This window comes from Vibrio astriarenae, assembly GCF_010587385.1.
Lineage (GTDB): Bacteria > Pseudomonadota > Gammaproteobacteria > Enterobacterales > Vibrionaceae > Vibrio > Vibrio astriarenae.
In genome coordinates this window covers 1,789,992-1,808,708 of sequence record NZ_CP047475.1, presented here as the reverse complement: position 1 = coordinate 1,808,708, position 18,717 = coordinate 1,789,992, and the positions used below count along the sequence as shown (strand labels likewise).

The 18,717-nt window shown below is 43.9% G+C and carries 12 protein-coding genes; 11 read left to right on the top strand and 1 reads right to left on the bottom strand.

Features of this window, described 5'->3' with window-relative positions; genetic code table 11:
* Positions 1-2: 2 nt before the first annotated feature.
* The 3 genes from GT360_RS08525 to GT360_RS08515 all read left to right on the top strand — a co-directional run bounded on the left by GT360_RS08525 (position 3) and on the right by GT360_RS08515 (position 4,304).
* Positions 3-2,186: an nSTAND3 domain-containing NTPase gene (locus tag GT360_RS08525; protein WP_164648453.1), complete on the top strand. Its 2,184-nt coding sequence runs from the start codon at positions 3-5 to the stop codon at positions 2,184-2,186.
* A 627-nt stretch (positions 2,187-2,813) separates the two neighbouring features.
* Positions 2,814-3,023, top strand: coding sequence for a helix-turn-helix domain-containing protein (locus GT360_RS08520; RefSeq protein ID WP_164648452.1), 210 nt, complete (start codon positions 2,814-2,816; stop codon positions 3,021-3,023).
* Positions 3,024-3,032: 9 nt separating this feature from the next.
* On the top strand, positions 3,033-4,304 hold the full coding sequence (locus tag GT360_RS08515) for a VapE domain-containing protein (RefSeq protein ID WP_164648451.1): 1,272 nt from the start codon (positions 3,033-3,035) through the stop codon (positions 4,302-4,304).
* Positions 4,305-4,472: 168 nt separating this feature from the next.
* Here the strand turns inward: GT360_RS08515 and GT360_RS08510 are convergent, their stop codons facing one another.
* On the bottom strand, positions 4,473-5,798 hold the full coding sequence (locus GT360_RS08510) for a tyrosine-type recombinase/integrase (RefSeq protein WP_164648450.1): 1,326 nt from the start codon (positions 5,796-5,798) through the stop codon (positions 4,473-4,475).
* 378 nt (positions 5,799-6,176) lie between these two features.
* On the opposite strand from GT360_RS08510, the gene GT360_RS08505 reads away from it, so the two are divergent.
* The 8 genes from GT360_RS08505 to GT360_RS08470 all read left to right on the top strand — a co-directional run bounded on the left by GT360_RS08505 (position 6,177) and on the right by GT360_RS08470 (position 18,655).
* Positions 6,177-6,566, top strand: a complete 390-nt coding sequence (locus GT360_RS08505) for a hypothetical protein (protein WP_164648449.1) — start codon at positions 6,177-6,179, stop codon at positions 6,564-6,566.
* A 150-nt stretch (positions 6,567-6,716) separates the two neighbouring features.
* A complete protein-coding gene (locus tag GT360_RS08500) occupies positions 6,717-8,063 on the top strand; it encodes a TolC family protein (protein ID WP_164649625.1) in 1,347 nt (448 codons plus the stop codon).
* A gap of 15 nt (positions 8,064-8,078) precedes the next feature.
* A complete protein-coding gene (locus GT360_RS08495; protein WP_164648448.1) occupies positions 8,079-9,791 on the top strand; it encodes an efflux RND transporter periplasmic adaptor subunit in 1,713 nt (570 codons plus the stop codon).
* Positions 9,788-12,925: an efflux RND transporter permease subunit gene (locus GT360_RS08490; RefSeq protein WP_164648447.1), complete on the top strand. Its 3,138-nt coding sequence runs from the start codon at positions 9,788-9,790 to the stop codon at positions 12,923-12,925. Before GT360_RS08495 ends, GT360_RS08490 begins: the two co-directional genes overlap by 4 nt.
* A gap of 63 nt (positions 12,926-12,988) precedes the next feature.
* Positions 12,989-13,480, top strand: a complete 492-nt coding sequence (gene copI / locus GT360_RS08485; RefSeq protein ID WP_164648446.1) for a copper-resistant cuproprotein CopI — start codon at positions 12,989-12,991, stop codon at positions 13,478-13,480.
* Between the two features lie 234 nt (positions 13,481-13,714).
* A complete protein-coding gene (locus GT360_RS08480) occupies positions 13,715-15,322 on the top strand; it encodes an ABC transporter transmembrane domain-containing protein (protein WP_164648445.1) in 1,608 nt (535 codons plus the stop codon).
* Positions 15,319-17,367, top strand: coding sequence for an ATP-binding cassette domain-containing protein (locus GT360_RS08475; RefSeq protein WP_164648444.1), 2,049 nt, complete (start codon positions 15,319-15,321; stop codon positions 17,365-17,367). The genes GT360_RS08480 and GT360_RS08475 overlap by 4 nt, the downstream gene beginning before the upstream one ends.
* Positions 17,360-18,655 carry an HlyD family type I secretion periplasmic adaptor subunit gene (locus tag GT360_RS08470; RefSeq protein WP_164648443.1) on the top strand — a complete coding sequence of 432 codons (1,296 nt, stop codon included), beginning with the start codon at positions 17,360-17,362 and terminating at the stop codon, positions 18,653-18,655. Before GT360_RS08475 ends, GT360_RS08470 begins: the two co-directional genes overlap by 8 nt.
* Positions 18,656-18,717 lie beyond the last annotated feature (62 nt).

Genomic DNA, 18,717 nt, shown 5'->3' with positions numbered 1-18,717 from the left:
TTATGTACAGTTTTGATTGCCTTAATGATAAAGAGTTTGAAGAGTTGGCTAATGATATTGTTGAGGTAGTATTTGGAATTAGAATAGAAAGATTTAAGCAGGGGCCGGATCAAGGTATAGATGGGCGCTTTTACATTTCCAACGAACAGAATGTAATTGTACAGTCTAAACACTACCAGAAGAGTGGTGTAACTAAGCTAATTAATCATTGTAAAAAAAGTGAATATAAAAAAGTTCATAATCTAAACCCTAATAGCTACGTCTTTGTGACCTCTGTTTCTTTATCACCAAAAAACAAAGAAGACCTAGTTAAAATATTTTACCCATACTTGAAATTAACAGATGTTCTAGGTTTTGATGAGTTGGTTAGCGTACTCAATAAAAATCCGGATATAGTTAGAACCCACTATAAGCTTTGGATCAATAGCTCAAATGCACTGTTTAACACAATTAATAATGATATCTACGTTAACAATAAATGGTTAATAGATGATATAAAAAGTAAAACGGGTCTATATGTAATAACTCAAAATCATACTAATATAAAAAATGCAATTGAAAGTAATAATTATGTCATAGTCACAGGAGAGCCGGGTATTGGTAAAACAACGATATCCAAATCGATTTGCCTTGAATATATAGTCGACGGATATGAATTGGTTAATGTTACTTCGACTATCAAGGAGGCGATGAGATTATATAAAGAAGGAGAGCGACAGGTATTTTATTATGATGATTTCCTAGGTTCTAACTTCTTGGAATATTTCGAAGGCAAAGAAGACTCTGATATCATCAGTTTTATAAATGCTGTAAAAAGAGATGACACAAAAAAGTTCATTCTAACATCTAGAACAAATATATTTAATCAAGGCGTTTATATTTCAAGTAATTTTAGAGTTAGAAAAATTGACAAAGGGAGTGTTGTTAATGTTCAAAAGTATACAAAGTTAGAAAAAGCTAGGATTTTGTACAATCACCTCTATTTTTCTAATTTGGATCTGTCAAAAGTTGAAGCGGTTTTCGAAAATGGAAAGTACCATTCAATAATAAATCATAAAAACTTCAACCCACGTCTAATTGAGTTCATAACCGACTCTGAAAGGTTAGTTGATGATATCGATTATTTGTCTTTTGTGGAATCAGTGTTGACAGATCCCAGTGACATATGGAGTCATGTTTTCGATTGCCAGATTAATAACTTGGATAGAGTGTTTGTATATATTGTTTGTCTTTCTGATAAAAATATCGAAGAGAGCATTATAAAATCCAGGTGTGAAGAATATTTTTTAGAGTCTAAATGGACCTTTGATGATAATTGGTTTGATAAATCTAGACGAACTGTGGTAGGTTCTTTGTTAAATCGAATTATATATAAAGATGGTATAAGGTACGAGTTATTTAACCCATCTATTAAAGACTATGTGATAAGGGTTCTAATAAATAATTTGAAGGTGTTGGAAAGATTAACCATCACAACAAACAACCCTAGTGAAATCGATGGTATGCTTTATCATTGTAGAGCAAGTGTTGACCGGTCTTTGTTCTATAGCCGATTAATCACAACGTTGACTAACAAGAGTAACTTTGAAGAATATTATGATTTATTTATTGTAGCGTATTACCATCTTTATGCATATAGTGAAGGTTACTCTATTTATACATCTAAATTTCTTTATGTGATAGAAAGTGATAAATTTAGTACAAAAGTTATTGATCGAGTAATTTTTGTATTTAAGCATTTCATTCAAGAGGATGTTGACAAATTAGACTGGAACAAGTATCTAGGGATTGTTCTAACTAAGTGTAATAGTTATGAAATACTCGCAGAATTTTCTTCAGTTATTCATGATCTTGAAGAAAATGAATTTGATTTAGATGTCAATCTGATTGATTCATATCAAGAGTATGGCGTGGATATTGCTCACGACGAAATTGATAATTATGTTAGCTCTGAGCTGTCATTCTATGATGATATCGATGATCAAATATTTAGTCTGGTAGACAAGTTTTTGGACCAATTTGAATATCCACTAGAAGTTTCTTCTTATGATTTGCTTTCGTCTGTAGACAGAAATAGTATCCTGATCGATAGAATGCATGATGAACAGGATTATTTCACTACACGTGAGGTTAAAGAAATAGGAAGCCAGCGAGAAATTAGTGATTTATTTACTAAGTACTGGTAGCGCTCGCAGGTTGTTGCCAGAATTTATAGTTATATATTGTGTGTTCATGGGTCGAGAAAATGCAATACGTTTGCATCATAATGGTTAATAGTGTTAATTTCAATTTCGAAGATAGTATTTTGATCCATTATAGTAATAAACAGAGACAACTGTTACTTCTAACAAGATTATCTAATTACCGATGTCGAATGTTAGTCGATTTTTAAAGGCGCTTTTAAAGTGATTTTTTACTGTTTGAGGCTTTACTCAACATAACTGTTTATGAATTAGGAGCTTTGTCTGATTTGGTCAAGTGTACTTTAGTGTACCTAAACCTGTCTCATAGCTCTGATAGCAACATTGTGGTTAAATTGCGGTCACTATATGTCTCTGATTTGTGGATTTAAGTCGTTCACTAAAGTGCACTGCTTGCAGGAATATTACTGATTTCAAACTCCTTCATAGCTCCGCTTAATTTGCATTTCTACCAAGCCGTTCCCATCTCACCCATTGGAAGTAAAGGCCTCACAGTGTTTTAGTCATGCATCTAACAGAAAATCCGTTCCCCTAATCGAATTGCTGTTAAACCTCTTAGTTCGTAATCTTTTTTCATCCAATCCGGATCATAACAGTATAGGAAGATTAAGAATGAACAACGTAGAAAACTCAAAGTTTGGAAGCAAACTAAACCGTAAACTGGCAGCAGAGTATTTAGGAGTAACTGAAGGAACACTCGCGGTATGGGCATCAACAGGACGCTATAGCCTACCGTTTGTCAAAGTTGGCCGTAAGGTGTTTTATACACTAGCCGACCTTGATGCCTTTCTAGAAAGCCGTGTTCAAACTCAAACAGCATAAGGAGCAGGTATGGAATGCATCGCTGAAGGGATTGACCAGCCTAATGAAAACACTAAGCCGAACTATCCTGATTTGGATGCTAGGTTTAACCCATTGCCCACATCAAGGAACTTGCAAGCGCTGTTATCAAGCAACCGAATCGATGTAGTAGTGAACAAAATGAACATGGAAGTGGAGCTATTTGTAGATGGACGAATGCTAAATAAAACCGCCGAGCAAAAGCGAAGTTTGTTGATCGATGTTTGTCTTAGAGGTGGATTGAAGAAGGAGATTCTAACTGATCACCTAATGTCATTGGCAGAGAATAACAGCTACCATCCTTTTGCCAACTACCTCGAAGAAAGCGGTTGGGATGGAAAGGACCGCATAGGTATTTTAATTGAAGCTATGAACGCGAAGGATAGCGAGTTAGCATATTGTGTGATGCGAAAGTTCTTCATTGCCGTTGTGGCATCAATATTTGAAACGCCATTTAGCTCAAAACTCATCCCTGTACTTCAAGGTGGGCAATCATTCAGGAAGACTGCATTTATTAAACGCTTTGCTTCCGTGTTTGAGGGAGCTTTCCTAGAAGGGCAGGAGATTAACCCTGATTCCAAAGATTCAGTAATAAGCTGTATCAATAGTCTGATTGTTGAGTTGGGTGAGCTAGAGCGTACGTCCCGCAATAGCCAAGGTAGTCTAAAGGCTTTTATTACCAAAGAGGTTGATACAGTTAGACCACCCTATGGTGCAAAAGATATTAAGAAACCTCGACAAACCTCGTTTATCGCTACCGTTAATGTTACGGGGTTCCTACGCGATGAGACAGGCTCAAGTCGATATGCAGTTATCGAACTTGATACTCCAATTGATATGGAAGTTGTGAATCAAACCTTAGGTTGGCGTTACGACAATGGAAGATTGAAGCATCTGTATCCAGATGAGTTGAAGCAATTTTGGCTTCAAGTCTATGAGTTATACAAATCTGGAGAGTCATGGCACCTTACGGAAAAGGAATTAGAGCTAGCGGCAAGGGTTAATAACGAACACAACGCTAAAAGCTCTTACTATGAGGCAATTGTTGAGCGATTCCTTATCGATAATCCTGATAAATATATATGGGAGTGGGTGACCGCTTCTGAGGTCTGTAAGTACATTAATGTCCACATAGATAAGAATCGAGTCGTTGGAAAAGAGCTTAAGCGGTTAGCTCAAGATGAGGGTGCAATTGAGTTCAAGTCTGGAAGATCAAATTCATCTCTGTATCGACTCCCGGTTTCTGTGCGTGTAGTAAGCTGATCTCTATATTCTCTTTAACCCACTAACCAAAAGTGGTTAATGGGTTAAAGAAATAATGAAGATAAGACGATATTTTTACCTATTAGGTTCAATTTAACTGGTTAGGTAGCCAGCAACATTAGGCTAAAAAAAGATGTTCAAGCCAGTGAAATCAAGGCTTCCCACGGTTTAAGCCCTATAAGTTACAGAATTTACCGACTCTTCTATATAACTCTTTAATTCCTGCTTTGCCTCGATAGGTAAGCTATCAATGTCTTGTTTGATGCGCCCTAACTTGGTTTGTAAAGAATCTCCCAGCATATAGCTAACGGTGTTTTCTAAAGTTTCTCTCACACTATCGTCAGAAAGATGGGCATAGACATCATTGGTTATGCTGATATTAGAGTGCCCAAGTAGCTTACTCGTAGCTTGTATTGAACCACCGGATGTCACTTGATAGGTGGCTAGAGTCCGCCTTAGATCATGAACCGTCAGGTGTTTCTCTTGGTTATCAGGTGCATACATGCCTATGCGGTCAGTGACTCTTTGCCAGAAACCGCCTTTACCACTTTTATCTGTGATATGCCCGACATGACTTCTTGCACTCGGAAAGACAAATTCTTGGTTAAGCTGAGCTTCGTTTGAGCGTCGGGTTAGAATCTTCATTGCCTCGTGAGGCAGAGGGACAGAATGCGCTTTTTTACTCTTATTTTTACTGGCTGGAATAACCCATCGACGATTATCTAGATCGATTTCTTGCCAACGCATAGATAGGACCATCGACTTACGTTGCCCAGTAAGTAAGAGCAAAAATATACAATCTTGATAAATTTGCTTTTCTTGGCTTAGTGAGTTGAAAAACTGTCCGAGTTCTTCTTTGGATAAGGTTCTTTCTCGCCTGAAAAGAGATTCATCAACCTTACTGATTTTGGCGAAGGGGTTAAACTCAACGTAAGCCCGATTGAACATGGACTTAAGCAGAGTTAATGAATGGTTGTGTTTGCTATAGCCGTTCTTGGTAAATATACCCTGCATAAACGTTCTTGCTTTTTCAGCGTCAAAGTCATTGATCGTTTTTTTACCCAGTTCTGCTTTTAAGTGTAATCGGTATAAGGTTTTACTGGATTTTAGGCTACTGGCTCGGCGTTTCTTGGCTTTAATATCTAGTTCAAACGATGCTACATAAATGTCGAATAAGTCATCAAAGGTTTGGCTTTCTCTCGCTTCTCTTTTTTGTTGATTGGGGTTGATACCATTAGCAAGATCGGTAGCGGTGCTTCGTGCCATTTCTCTTGCTTGTTCAACTGTTGTTGTAGGAAATTCGCCCAGTTTGACCTTGATGTTTTTCCCATTCACTTTGCGCTGATAACGGAAAACTTTAGCACCAGAAACTAACGCATCGAGCACCAGCCCTTGGACACTTTTGCTGCTTCCAACGTCTCTATAGGTAGTGCGACGTTTCGGTTTTTCTATGCTTTCTAGCGCTCGCTTTGTGAAGTTAAATCCCGTATCCATACTCTTTTACCTTCAAATCCTGTGGTGCCTCTGTGGTGCCAATGGCATCAATTTAGAGCTATTTTTGGTTATTTTGGTTAAATATACAATTCGGTTATTTAGCCGTTAAGTTAATGATAATAAAGGAATGTCTAGCTTCATTAAACGAAGTTAAATTGAAAACGAGATACCTACAGGGCGTGCCATTTATTCAGAAGGCCTGACAACTTATTAAGTTGTCAGGCCTTCGTCGTTTCTACGGTTTGTAGCCCTGTAATAGGTAATCTTCCGAGATTCTTCTAAACTTTATAGCAGCAACACGAGTGATTTAAACAAATTGATTGACCTTACCCTAGGGGCAGGGTTTATATTGAATACCGAATTGACATCGGACATGTTATGAACAATCAATGGCAGGCAATTTGGGTTACCCTTATCAGCATTTTTTCAATGCTGATGTCTGCGTATGCGTCGAGTTCTCCAGAGATGTCATTCCACATAATAGAGACCTCACATTCGGTGACAGAACAGCAAGAGCTGACGGATTGTCACTCGATAAGTTCAGGCATGCATCATTCCACAGAGCAAGCTAGTGATGTTGATGAGCACTGTAACTCAGGTAGTGGTGTCCATATGTGTTGCACCGCAGCGTGCAGCAGTGTGCATTTCCCTTTAACACCAACCAGTGAACTTGCCTCAACAGAGTCCTCGCTGGCTCCTTACACACATCTCACCATAGGCCAAAAAGTCGTGCGTCTACAGACGCTGTTAAGGCCACCTTCAGCATAATTTTTCCTATCAGTAATTTGTTGAACTCGAGAGAGTTCGCTTAACAATATTTGACGCTCCAAGAAAGACAAGAAATTGACCTGCGTGTTCCTTTTCGCTTCGTTCTTGTAGTGTTTCCAAAAGGAATAAATTGTGAAAAATCAATTAGCAATGAGTGTGATAGCCGTTGGTGTGTTCATTTCTTCTGCCGTTATCGCGCATGATGTGAGCGTGGCCTCTATGTCGGCGAAGGAACAAGCTAACACGAAATCTCAGTTAGATTTACTTGTTCTACTGGCGTTAGAGAATGACCATGGGCGCAAACAATACTTCGCCCAATCTCAAGCGATGAGAGAGACAGGTGTCGCGCAATCCACCCTGATGGATCCAAAACTCAAAGTAGGTTTTGGTGGCCTTCCAGTCGATAGCTTTAAGTTCGACGACGACCCAATGACTAACATCTCAGTCGGTTTGATGCAACAGTTCGAGCGTGGAGCGACGCTAGACCTAAGACAAAAACAAGCCAATCAAAAAGCAGATGGTATTGGGCTGCAAGTAAATAGTCGTGAGCTAGATGTTACTCAGAGCATGTCCCAGCTTTGGCTTGAGCTCGGTTATCAGCAATATGCTGAACAAACCCTTAAAGCCAATCGCTCATTGTTGGTTGAGCTAGAGCAGTTCATACAAACCAATTACGGCTTAGGGAAAAGCGAAGCACAAGATGTACTCAACGCGCAGCTGAAAATCAGTCAGTTGGACGAAAAGCTTCAAAGCAATGCACAGATGCAAAGGCGTCTACTTTCTCAACTTTCCGAGTGGTTGGGAGATGATTGGGTGACTCGAAACAAAGAGCTAAAAGCTAGCAATCAGTTGACTTGGCCGATGCTCGATAGTTATCTCGCCAATCATATTGACTCTCATCAGCACTATCAAAAACTTAACCAACATCCAATGGTGAAAATGGTTGATGCCAGCATTGCTGCTACGGAGACTCAAGTCGAGTTGGCAGAGCAGGCCTACACTCCCCAGTTTGGTGTAGAGGTGATGTACGCCTATCGACAAGCCGACAATATGTCAGGCCCAGCTTCAGACCTAGTGAGTGCTTATCTCACAATGGATATCCCACTGTTTACCGATAATCGTCAAGACCGAGAACTGTCAGCGGCCCAATTCCAAGTCGGTGCAGCACGCTCGCAAAAAGATGTGGTGTTAGCACAACTGAATGCCCGAGTTAATGCGTTGATTGTTGATCGTGTCAACTTAGAGCAGCGACTAGATCGATACCAATCAACGCTATTAAATCAGTCCCAAGCGAGAACTCAGGCCGTTGAGCGCGGTTATCAGAACAATACCGCACAATACAGTGACGTGATTCAAGCATCGATGGATGAACTGACTTTGCAGCTTGAATATCAACGACTCATTACTGATTTAAGCGTTGTTAACAGCTCGCTGGCTGCTTTATTAGGTGGCTTTGAATACCAAGTAGCGTCACCACAACTCAAAATTGAAGAGTAAAAAGGCAAAAAGAAAATGAATAAAACTCATCAAGTTGCAATTCTAGCCCTTGTTATTGGCGGCGCTCTTGGCTATTCCGCAAGTCATTGGTTCTCCATGTCCGGACACAATATGTCGGACATGAGCAGTGCGGCTCAAGAAAGTAATAAGCCACTCTATTGGGTTGCGCCAATGGACCCTAATTATCAGCGCGATCAGCCAGGAAAATCGCCGATGGGGATGGATCTTATCCCGGTGTACGCAGAAGATCTGGCGGGCGGCAATGATAAGCCCGGTACAGTTACCATTGACCCAGCGGTGGAGAACAATCTGGGCGTGAAAACGGCATTGGTACAAAAAGAGGCATTGTCTCCAAGAATAGAGACTGTAGGTTATGTCGCCTTCGATGAGAGTCTGCTTTGGCAAACCAATGTGCGGGTTGCTGGTTGGGTTGAAAAGCTTAATGTCAATGCGGTGGGCGATCATGTTAAACGAGGCGACACGCTGTTTACCCTCTATTCCCCTGAGTTAGTGAAAGCGCAAGAGGAGCTGCTCAACGCATATCGCAGCGGGCGTAAAGGACTAGTCCAAGGCGCGTCAGAGCGCTTAATGACGTTAGGCGTTGATAAAGGCCAGATTGATAGCATCAAACGTCGTGGACGTGTGGTGCAAAATATTGCAGTTAAAGCCCCGGCCAATGGGGTGATAGCGAGTTTAAATGTTCGCGAGGGTGGTTATCTTTCACCTGCGCAAGCGGCAATCAGTGCAGGGCCTCTGGCAGAGGTATGGGTGGATGCTGAAGTCTTTGAACGCCAGTCTCACTGGATTGAATCCGGTAGTCTCGCGACCATGACACTTGATGCGATTCCGGGTAAGGAGTGGCAGGGAGAAGTCGATTATGTCTACCCGATATTAGACCCGAAAACTCGTACGCTTCGAGTTCGACTTAAATTTGATAACCCGATGGGTGAGCTTAAACCCAACATGTTCGCTAACATCGCTTTGCGGCCACAAACATCAGAGCAGGTGTTGACGATTCCACGCTCATCGGTGATTCGTTCTGGTGGAATGACTCGAGTCGTGTTGTCAGAGGGAGAAGGCAAGTATCGCTCAGCCCGCATTGAGGTGGGCCGTGAAGCGGGTGAGCGTATTGAAGTAACGCAAGGGTTATCGCTAGAGGACAAAGTCGTCACATCAGCCCACTTTATGCTTGATTCAGAGTCATCTCAAAGTGCAGACCTTGAACGCATCAATGGTGTAGAGGTGCCCGCAGAGACGGTTTGGGCTAAAGGAGAGATCACCGACGTCATGCCAGATCACGCCATGTTGACGATTAACCACCAACCAGTTCCGGAGTGGGATTGGCCGGGAATGGTGATGAACTTTAATCTAGCAGAGGATGTGACTTCAGAAGGGCTTGAGTCAGGGCAAGCCATCGAGTTCGAGATGAAAAAAACACCAGATGGCATGTATGAAATTGTTGAACTGAAAGTGGATCAAACGCCTGTGATCAACCAAGTATGGGTACGTGGAGACATTACGATGTTGATGGCAGATTTTGGCATGATTACTCTGTCTCACGATGCTGTTGATGTTTGGGGCTGGTCGGCCGGAGAGATGAACTTTACCGCTGACCCAAGTGTTGACCTTACAGATTACGTTGAAGCACAAAGCGTCGAATTTTTGGTAGAGAAGCAAGGCTCAGATTATGTGTTGAAAGCTATAAAGAAAGGCGAGGGTGAACAATGATTGGTGCCATTATTCGTTGGTCTATCCGCAACCGTTTTTTGGTCATGCTTGCCACATTAAGTTTGGTGCTCGGTGGGCTCTATAGCGTTAAGAATACCCCTGTCGACGCCATTCCAGATCTGTCAGATGTACAGGTGATCATCAAGACCAGCTATCCAGGGCAAGCGCCGCAGGTAGTGGAAGATCAAGTGACTTACCCCCTTACCACGGCAATGCTAGCAGTGCCGGGGGCTGAAACGGTACGAGGCTTCTCGTTCTTTGGTGACTCGTACGTGTACATCATTTTCAATGATGATACCGATATGTATTGGGCACGCTCACGTGTATTAGAGTATTTGAGTCAGGTAGCACCTAACCTTCCGCCGAGTGCGAAACCGACGTTGGGGCCCGATGCGACGGGTGTCGGCTGGGTGTTTAACTACATCTTGCAAGATACAACCGGCCAACACGACTTAGCTGAGCTACGAAGTATTCAAGATTGGTTCTTGAAGTATGAACTGCAAACCGTCGATGGCGTATCGGAAGTTGCCACGGTTGGAGGGATGGTTAAGCAGTATCAAGTTCAAATTGACCCAGCTAAGTTACGTGCATACGACTTAACGCTACAACAAGTCAATATGGCGATCAAAAATGGCAACCAGGAGACCGGAGCGTCGGTGATTGAAAATGCCGAGGCTGAGCATATGGTTCGTACAACAGGTTACCTATCTGGCGTTGAAGATATCCAATCACTGCCATTGAAAGTCACTGAAAATGGTACGCCACTGCTACTGGGTGATATTGCAGACATCAACTTGGGGCCACAAATGCGTCGAGGCATCTCCGAATTTAATGGAGAAGGTGAAGCCGTTGGTGGGGTTGTTGTGATGCGTTTTGGCGAAAACGCAAGCGAAGTGATCGAGAAGGTGAAAAACAAACTGGAAGATCTGCAAAGAAGCTTGCCACAGGGCGTGGAGATTGTCACAACCTATGATCGTTCGACGCTAATCGATGCTGCAGTTGAAAACTTATGGAAGAAACTGGCTGAAGAGTTCATCGTGGTCGCGATCGTTTGTGCTCTGTTCCTATTCCATATTCGCTCCTCCTTGGTGATTGCGTTGAGCCTACCCGTTGGTATTTTGTCGGCGTTTATCGTCATGCACTGGCAAGGCATTAATGCCAACATCATGTCATTAGGAGGGATCGCCATCGCGATTGGCGCGATGGTGGATGGGGCTATCGTAATGATTGAGAATGTGCACAAGCATATTGAGCGCACACCTCTCAATGATAACAATCGTTGGCAAGTCATTACCAAAGCAGCAGAAGAGGTGGGCGCGCCTTTGTTCTTTTCACTGCTTATCATTACGTTAAGTTTTATGCCTGTGTTTGCGCTAGAAGGGCAAGAGGGCAAGATGTTCTCTCCACTGGCGTTTACCAAAACCTACGCAATGGCCGCCGCTGCGGGCCTTGCAATTACGCTCGTTCCAGTTCTGATGGGCTATTTCATTCGAGGCAATGTATTGCCCGAACATAAAAACCCCGTTAACAGAGGCTTAATTTCCCTATATAAGCCAATGCTTAACGCGAGTTTGAAATACCCGAAAACCATCATTGTGTTGGCACTTGCCTTGATGGCCTCGGCCTATTACCCAACATCTAAGTTAGGTAGTGAGTTCATCCCTCCTCTAGATGAGGGAGACTTGATGTACATGCCAACCACTTACCCAGGTGTCTCTATCGGTAAAGCGAGAGAGCTTTTACAGCAAACGAATAAGCTGATTAAGACTGTACCGGAAGTGGAGACCGTGTGGGGGAAAGTGGGTCGTGCTGAGACCGCGACTGACCCTGCGCCACTGACGATGATTGAAACGGTCATTCAATTAAAACCGCGCGAAGAGTGGCGTGAAGGCGTGACAACAGACTCGTTACGCCGAGAGTTTGATAGCCTGATCCAGTTCCCTGGGTTAACTAACGCATGGGTCATGCCGATTAAAACGCGTATTGACATGCTGGCGACCGGGATAAAAACACCGATCGGTATCAAGATTGCGGGCCCCGAGCTAGAGGTCATTGAAGGCATTGGGGCACAACTTGAACCACTACTCAATACGATAGAAGGCACCGCTTCGGTGTATGCAGAGCGTGTCGCTGGTGGGCGTTATGTGACGATTGATATTAATCGACGTGCTGCGGCTCGCTACGGCCTCAACATCAGCGATGTGCAGCAGGTCATCTCTACCGCAATTGGCGGCATGAATGTGGGTGAGACCATTGAAGGCCTGGAGCGCTACCCAATCAATGTTCGCTATCCTCAAAGCTACCGTGATTCGGTGACTAAGCTGCAGAACTTACCTCTGGTTACCCCAAATGGCGCGCGTATCGCCTTGGCGGATGTGGCCGATGTTCGCTATGAAGATGGCCCGCCGATGATCAAGACTGAAAATGCGCGACCGAATGGTTGGGTGTTTGTGGATATTGATGGCCGTGACTTGGGCTCATACGTAGAAGAAGCACAGCGCTTGGTCGCTGAAGAGTTGGCCCTACCCGCAGGTTATTCCCTTAACTGGTCTGGTCAATATGAATACATGGAGCGCGCGAAAGAGCGCTTGAGTATCGTGGTTCCAATCACCATCGCGATCATTATGCTGCTGCTTTACTTTAGCTTCCGAAGAGTCGGCGAGGTGATGATCATCATGCTTACCCTTCCTCTAGCAATGGTTGGCGGGCTGTGGTTAATGCATCACCTCAACTACAACTTCTCTATTGCCGTCGGGGTCGGCTTCATAGCGCTCGCAGGGGTAGCGGTTGAAATCGGGGTCATCATGCTGGTTTATCTCAATCAAGCATGGCACTACAAAAAGCTTGAGGCTTCAGAGAAGGGCAAGTCGTTAAGTCAGCAATCACTCATTGAAGCAATCCGCGAAGGCGCGGGCTTACGTGTGAGGCCCGTAATGATGACAGTACTCACTGTGATTATTGGTCTCATTCCAATCATGTATGGCGTAGGCACCGGTTCAGAAGTGATGCAGCGAATTGCTGCCCCAATGATCGGAGGAATGGCGTCAGCGCTAGTGCTAACACTGGTAGTGATTCCAGCGATTTTTAAACTCTGGAAACAGCGTGAAATCACGCAATCTTCAAACGCAAATTAACTTAAATTCGTGACAGTCACTGTTGATGACTGTCGCTACCCAATAAGCAAAAAGGACATAATTATGAAAGCTACTCTAATCGCACTCGCTCTAACTGTTGTGACTGGAAACGCAATGGCAAGCTCGGAACATATGGACCACAGTAAAATGGATCACTCAAATATGAGCATGGAGGGTATGTCCGCTGTGGGTATGCCCGCGACAGGTGCCAAGCCAGACAAAGTGGTGCACGTTGTGCTCAGTGACGATATGACGATGGAGTTTAAGCGCGATGTGAAGATTGAGCTTAACGATGTGGTTCAGTTTGTTGTAATGAACACGGGCAAAATGAACCATGAGTTTGTGATTGGCTCGCCAAAAGAACAGCTTGACCACCGCGAAATGATGAAGAATATGTCAGGCGATCACATGCATGATAGTGGAAACTCTGTCACCGTTGAGCCCGGTAAAGCCAAGCAAATTCTGTGGCACTTTCATGGTGAAAAAGAGGTTGAGTTTGCCTGTAATATGCCTGGTCATGCCGAGGCGGGAATGGTTAAAAAAATTGAACTCTAGGCCGTACTAATACGCTTAGAGTTTAACCATCAATATATGTAGTTGCTCTCAAAGATATAGCGAGTTTTGTAGAGCAACTTTTCTTGAGTGAATGGTACAACTAGAGAACTTTAGATCTTCTTGAGCCTTAGATATGTCAATCGAAGGGAATTTAACACTAAATTCAGGCTCTTAACTTGAATTGCTACCTGCCTTGTACCAACCTTATTTCATAAGTACAAATAGGGGTTAGGTATGCAACTGACGCGCACGGTCAACAAGGACGTAATTAAGAGGGTTCTCGTCCCGTCAATCCTCATCAATCTGTTATCTCTTGCTGTTCCACTCACCGTTTTACAGATCTATGATCGAATCTTGCCCAACCAAAGCTATGGCACTGCGACGGTATTGATAGCAGGCGCGTGTGTCGCGGTCTTACTAGAGGCGTTAATTCGCTTTGTTCGTAGTTGGTTACTGTCTGCCGCCGCGAGCAATACCGAAAAAAACACATATGATGACCTTGTAAAGAAAATAACACTCGCCAACGCTGATGCACTAAGAAAAGTTGGCGCAGCAGGTGTGGATAATGCGTTATCTTCTACGTCTAAGGTTCGTGAGTGGTATTCCGGCGGCATAGTGGCTGGGTTTATTGATTTGCCGTTTGCGTTCCTGTTTTTGTCTTTAGTTTATTACATCGGAGGGACTCTGGTTGTCGTGCCTATTGTGGTTTGGCTAGCAGCAACCATCATTGTTTGGGTCGCCTCTCTGAAGTCTAAGCGCTTGGGTGATGTAGCATCGAGTAAGGAACAAGAGAGAAGGGGCTTTATGTTGTTGTTGGGGCAAAACCTACAAGGCATTAAGCGACAAGCTGTAGAGTCTCGATTGTACAGCCAGTTCAAACGTTCAAATGACGCTAAGTTTCTATCTAAATCAAGTGAAGAGCAGCAAAATGCGTTTGCTCTTGAGTTTATCCAGTTAGCCTCTTTAATGACGTCGGTTGTGATTGTAGTGACAGGGGCCTTATGGGTGTTAAATGGCGATCTTACTACCGGCGGTTTAGCGGCGTGTTCAATCCTTTCCGGCCGAGCCGTTGCCCCCTTAAGTGCTTTAATCGGAATGCGTGTGAAACTAAACACGATTCATACTGCCAAGCAATCAATCGAGCAAGTCCAGCGCCTTTCTTCAGCACAAGAACCAACGGAACAGAACAGCAAAGTAGGTTCTCTATCCATCAAAAAGTTGATAGCGTATAGATACGCGCAACCTTTTGAAACAACGGTTATCGCTGATAGTGGTGAAGTCGTTCTGCTTACGAGCGAAGAGCGTCATGTTGACAGTTATTTTGCTGGCCTATTAGCAGGGGTAGATGAACCCTTAAGCGGCGATTTAGAAGTGAACGGTATTTCGACAAGCTTATCGGTTTTATCGAGTATTACGTCCTATGTTGGGGTTAAAGGCCAATTAGTGAGTGGCACTTTACTCGACAACTTGTGTGGTTTTGACCCAGAAAGGACCGACAAAGCGCGAGAATATGCGCAAAGACTTGGGTTGGCAGGCAAACTTTCACAGTTGAGTGAAGGCCTAGAAACGAAAGTGGGACATACACCGTCGAGCCCATTAAGTATGGGTAATATCAAGCTATTGAACATAGCGACACAACTGGCTGCCCCTACCAATATCGTTATTTTAGACAAACCGGATGCTTCGTTAGACCTTGATGGTCTAGCCGCGCTCATAAAGGTATTGGAAGAAGAAAAGCAACGAGGTCGAATTATCGTCCTCGTCACGCATTATCCGGCTTTGGTCGATATAGCCGACAAAAGAGCAGCAATTGTTCCATGTGAGCAAGGGGAAGCAAGATGAGTAAAAACTACGAAACATCAAGCGCTTTGCTCTTAAAAGGGCTCGAAGTCAGCACTAATATCCAGCTATTTGCGAAGCAGTGGATTGAAGAAAACGGCATTCATAATGCTGATGAATTGTTGTCATTGTTTGACCGGATTCACTTGCCTTACGAGGTGATACCTAACCTAACTCGAGAACAAGACGGAAAGCATGTGTTAGCCTTTTACGGAGATGACAAAGTTGAAGTTCTTTCTCCTACGGATGCTGCAAACTCATCGAAAAGAGCAGACTACTACGTCGTGATTTTGGGCCAGCCTTTAGAAAAACACCCAACTGATTGGGTTGGAGAAAGGTTAAGCGCATTCAAATCGATTATTCCGAGGCTGTTATTGGTCACCTTGTTTACAAATCTGTTCGCACTTTGCATTCCCTTTATTACGATGGCCATTTATGACCATGTCATTGCCGGTGATGCGGCTCATGAGCTGATGGGGATTGCTGTTGGAGCGGGTCTACTGTTTGTGATGATGGGAGTTTTAAAAACTCTCAGAAGTCGTGTTCTAGTGAATTTATCGAATCGGGTAAGCCGTGAAGTCTCTCAAGCATTGGTGAAAAAACTCCTTAAAAACGCTTATGCCCAGAACCAGCAATCGACAGCTTCGAGTCAACAAAACCAAATATTGCTCTCCGAAAGAGTGTCCAGCATACTGTCCGGGCCTTTAGGCGGAGCACTGTTTGACTTGCCTTTCGTCCTGTTATTTATTTTCGCAATAGGCGTTTTAGGTGGTTGGTTGGTTGTGGTACCCATCGTTGCGCTCGCACTCTATTTTTTTCTTGCAAACAGAGCTATGACCGCCACCCGAAGGGGAGCGATGCAGTCGACAATTGCAGGAACTAATCGACAGAATCTGATTAATGAACTTGCTTCAAAGCTGGTGTTTTTGCGCAGTTCGGGGTTTGCTCACTATTGGTTCAAACGGTTTGAAAAAGCCAACTATCTCGCTGCGAAAAATGGGTTCGATCAGGCAGTTCGTCAACATAAATTCACTTCAATCTACTACGCGATTACCTTATGCGCGACCATATCAGTGATGGGATTAGGTATTGGTCTAATCTTTGAAGACGTTCTGACCCCGGGCGGACTCATTGCCTCAATGATGCTGATATCACGTGTCACCGGCCCAGCACAGATGCTTGCGAACAGCGCATCAAGATTTTCAAGTTTTAGTCAGTCAAAGCTACAGATCAATCGACTCTTAACCCAGTCCTCTGAACGTGACTTTAGTTATCAGCACCATACGCTACCAACGGGGGCTCCAGCCATAAACGTCGACCAAGTGACTTTCCGTTACCCGAAACAATCTCGGCCAGCGCTTTCTGCTGTGAGTTTCAATGTTGAAAGAGGAGAGGTTGTGGCGATAGCAGGCCCATCGAGCAGTGGGAAATCGACATTGATAGAGGCGCTTGCCGGCTTACAGGTTGTGCAAAATGGCACCGTTGAGTTAGAAGGGGTGAATCTATCTCAATACGATCCTCAGTTGTTCCGCCACTGGTGTTTTATTCGTGCTGCTTATCCGGACCTACTTTCATTGTCCGTGCGTGAGTGGTTATCTGATGGTAATCAGATAAGTGATCAGCAGATGGAGGAAGCATTGGAAAAAGTTGGCGGGCATTTATGGCTTGAGTCTCTGCCTGACGGGCTGGATACGGTGATCAGTTCCCTGATGCCTGATAGCTTGTTCGACATACTTTCCGGTACGGTTGCACAGGTTCTCATTGATGCAAAAGCCGTGGTTTACGAGCATAAAATGATGCTTATGGATAATCCGGTTCCAGATTATCACCCTAAAGCTAAGAGGCTTTTCTCTGAGTTTATAAACGCTAGAAGAGGGAAAGCGACGATTATTTTTTCTTCTCATGACCCAGACTTAATCAAGCTGGCAGACAAAGTGGTTGTGCTCAATGATGGCGCTGTAGCTTACGCTGGACCATTGGAGGCAGAGTCACCAGAACATCAACATTCAAATCAAACGGCGATGGGCGAAGAGGTATCGAATGGCTAATCAACAATATGGTGAGTTAGTGGAATCGAAGGCAACAGCGAGATCTCTAGCCGTTGCGACATGGGCTGTGGCAGTCTGTGTACTTGCCTTCGCTGTTTGGTCCTTGATGACACAAGTCGATGAGATAGCAAAGGCGAAAGGGTCGGTAGTGCCTGAAGGGGAAAGGCAAATATTACAGAGTGAAATTGGTGGTAAGCTCAAACGAGTATTAGTGGAAGAAGGGGACTTAGTCGAAGCAGGGCAAGCTTTGGTGGAATTTGATGCGACGTTCCAAAATACAACGTTAGACGAACTCAAGTCTCAACAAGTTACGCTTAACCTGAGTATCGAAAGAATGAATGCGTTGCTCGATCAAAGAGAGCCTGATTTTTCCCTATATTCCGTTGAATACCCATCGTTAGTCAGTGAACAGCAAGCACAGTTGAGTGCTCAAAAAGCGTTATTCTACCAACAACGTGTCGTGCTAGAAAAAGACAGCGAACAAATTGCTGAGCAGCTTCGCTCGGTCAATAAAGCATTACCCTCATACGAAAAGCAAGTTCAAGCCACAAAGCAAGAGCTTACAATACTTGAAAAAGGCCTCAAGGCAGGAAACATCTCGCGCTTAAGGGTGCTAGAGATGAGACAAAAGTTAGCAAGTATCGAGCAGCAAATCGCAGAGGCGCTTGGAAAACGTTCTGTTCTCGAGAAACAAGCGGCCACAAATGAGCAGAAAATCGAGCAGCTATTGGCGGAAGCAAGAGTTAAAGTCAGTGACGAGCGCTCTAAAGCAGTCTCTGATCTTTCTGCGCTAAATGCGCGAGTTCGCTCAAGCGAAGCTAAGGTGTTGAATACGGTGGTAACGTCCCCCCTCAAGGGGCTTGTTCAGAGTGTCCCAAGTACCCAAGTGGGCGGAGTAATCCAGCCGGGAGGAACCGTGGTTGAAATAGTTCCCATTACAGGTAAGGCAAACTTCAAAGCGAAACTCTCACCAAGAGACATAGGCTTTGTACGTGAAGGGCAATCTGCACGAATTAAGGTCGACGCTTTTGACTATAGTCGGTTTGGCGCGTTGCAAGGAAAGGTGGAGAACATCTCTCCAACGACGAGTCAAAATGAACGTGGGGAACTCTTCTATGAAGTCGTGGTATCGGTTGAAAAGCCGTATTTTCACGATGATCCAGAGCGCTTTGCAATTCTACCTGGTATGACCGGGGAAGCTGACATAACTACCGGCGAAAAGTCGGTATTTCAATACCTTTGGAAGCCTATTTATACCAATTTGAGTGTTGCGTTTGGTGAACGATAGGCGATCCTCAATTGAAATACCAAAACGGGCAGCAGATTCGCTGCCCGTTTTTATTGGCTTAA

Coding starts and splice junctions, on each gene's coding strand:
- GT360_RS08525 (WP_164648453.1), top strand. CDS start 3: ATGTACAGTTTTGATTGCCTTAATGATAAAGAGTTTGAAGAGTTGGCT.
- GT360_RS08520 (WP_164648452.1), top strand. CDS start 2,814: ATGAACAACGTAGAAAACTCAAAGTTTGGAAGCAAACTAAACCGTAAA.
- GT360_RS08515 (WP_164648451.1), top strand. CDS start 3,033: ATGGAATGCATCGCTGAAGGGATTGACCAGCCTAATGAAAACACTAAG.
- GT360_RS08510 (WP_164648450.1), bottom strand. CDS start 5,798: ATGGATACGGGATTTAACTTCACAAAGCGAGCGCTAGAAAGCATAGAA.
- GT360_RS08505 (WP_164648449.1), top strand. CDS start 6,177: ATGAACAATCAATGGCAGGCAATTTGGGTTACCCTTATCAGCATTTTT.
- GT360_RS08500 (WP_164649625.1), top strand. CDS start 6,717: ATGAGTGTGATAGCCGTTGGTGTGTTCATTTCTTCTGCCGTTATCGCG.
- GT360_RS08495 (WP_164648448.1), top strand. CDS start 8,079: ATGAATAAAACTCATCAAGTTGCAATTCTAGCCCTTGTTATTGGCGGC.
- GT360_RS08490 (WP_164648447.1), top strand. CDS start 9,788: ATGATTGGTGCCATTATTCGTTGGTCTATCCGCAACCGTTTTTTGGTC.
- copI (WP_164648446.1), top strand. CDS start 12,989: ATGAAAGCTACTCTAATCGCACTCGCTCTAACTGTTGTGACTGGAAAC.
- GT360_RS08480 (WP_164648445.1), top strand. CDS start 13,715: ATGCAACTGACGCGCACGGTCAACAAGGACGTAATTAAGAGGGTTCTC.
- GT360_RS08475 (WP_164648444.1), top strand. CDS start 15,319: ATGAGTAAAAACTACGAAACATCAAGCGCTTTGCTCTTAAAAGGGCTC.
- GT360_RS08470 (WP_164648443.1), top strand. CDS start 17,360: ATGGCTAATCAACAATATGGTGAGTTAGTGGAATCGAAGGCAACAGCG.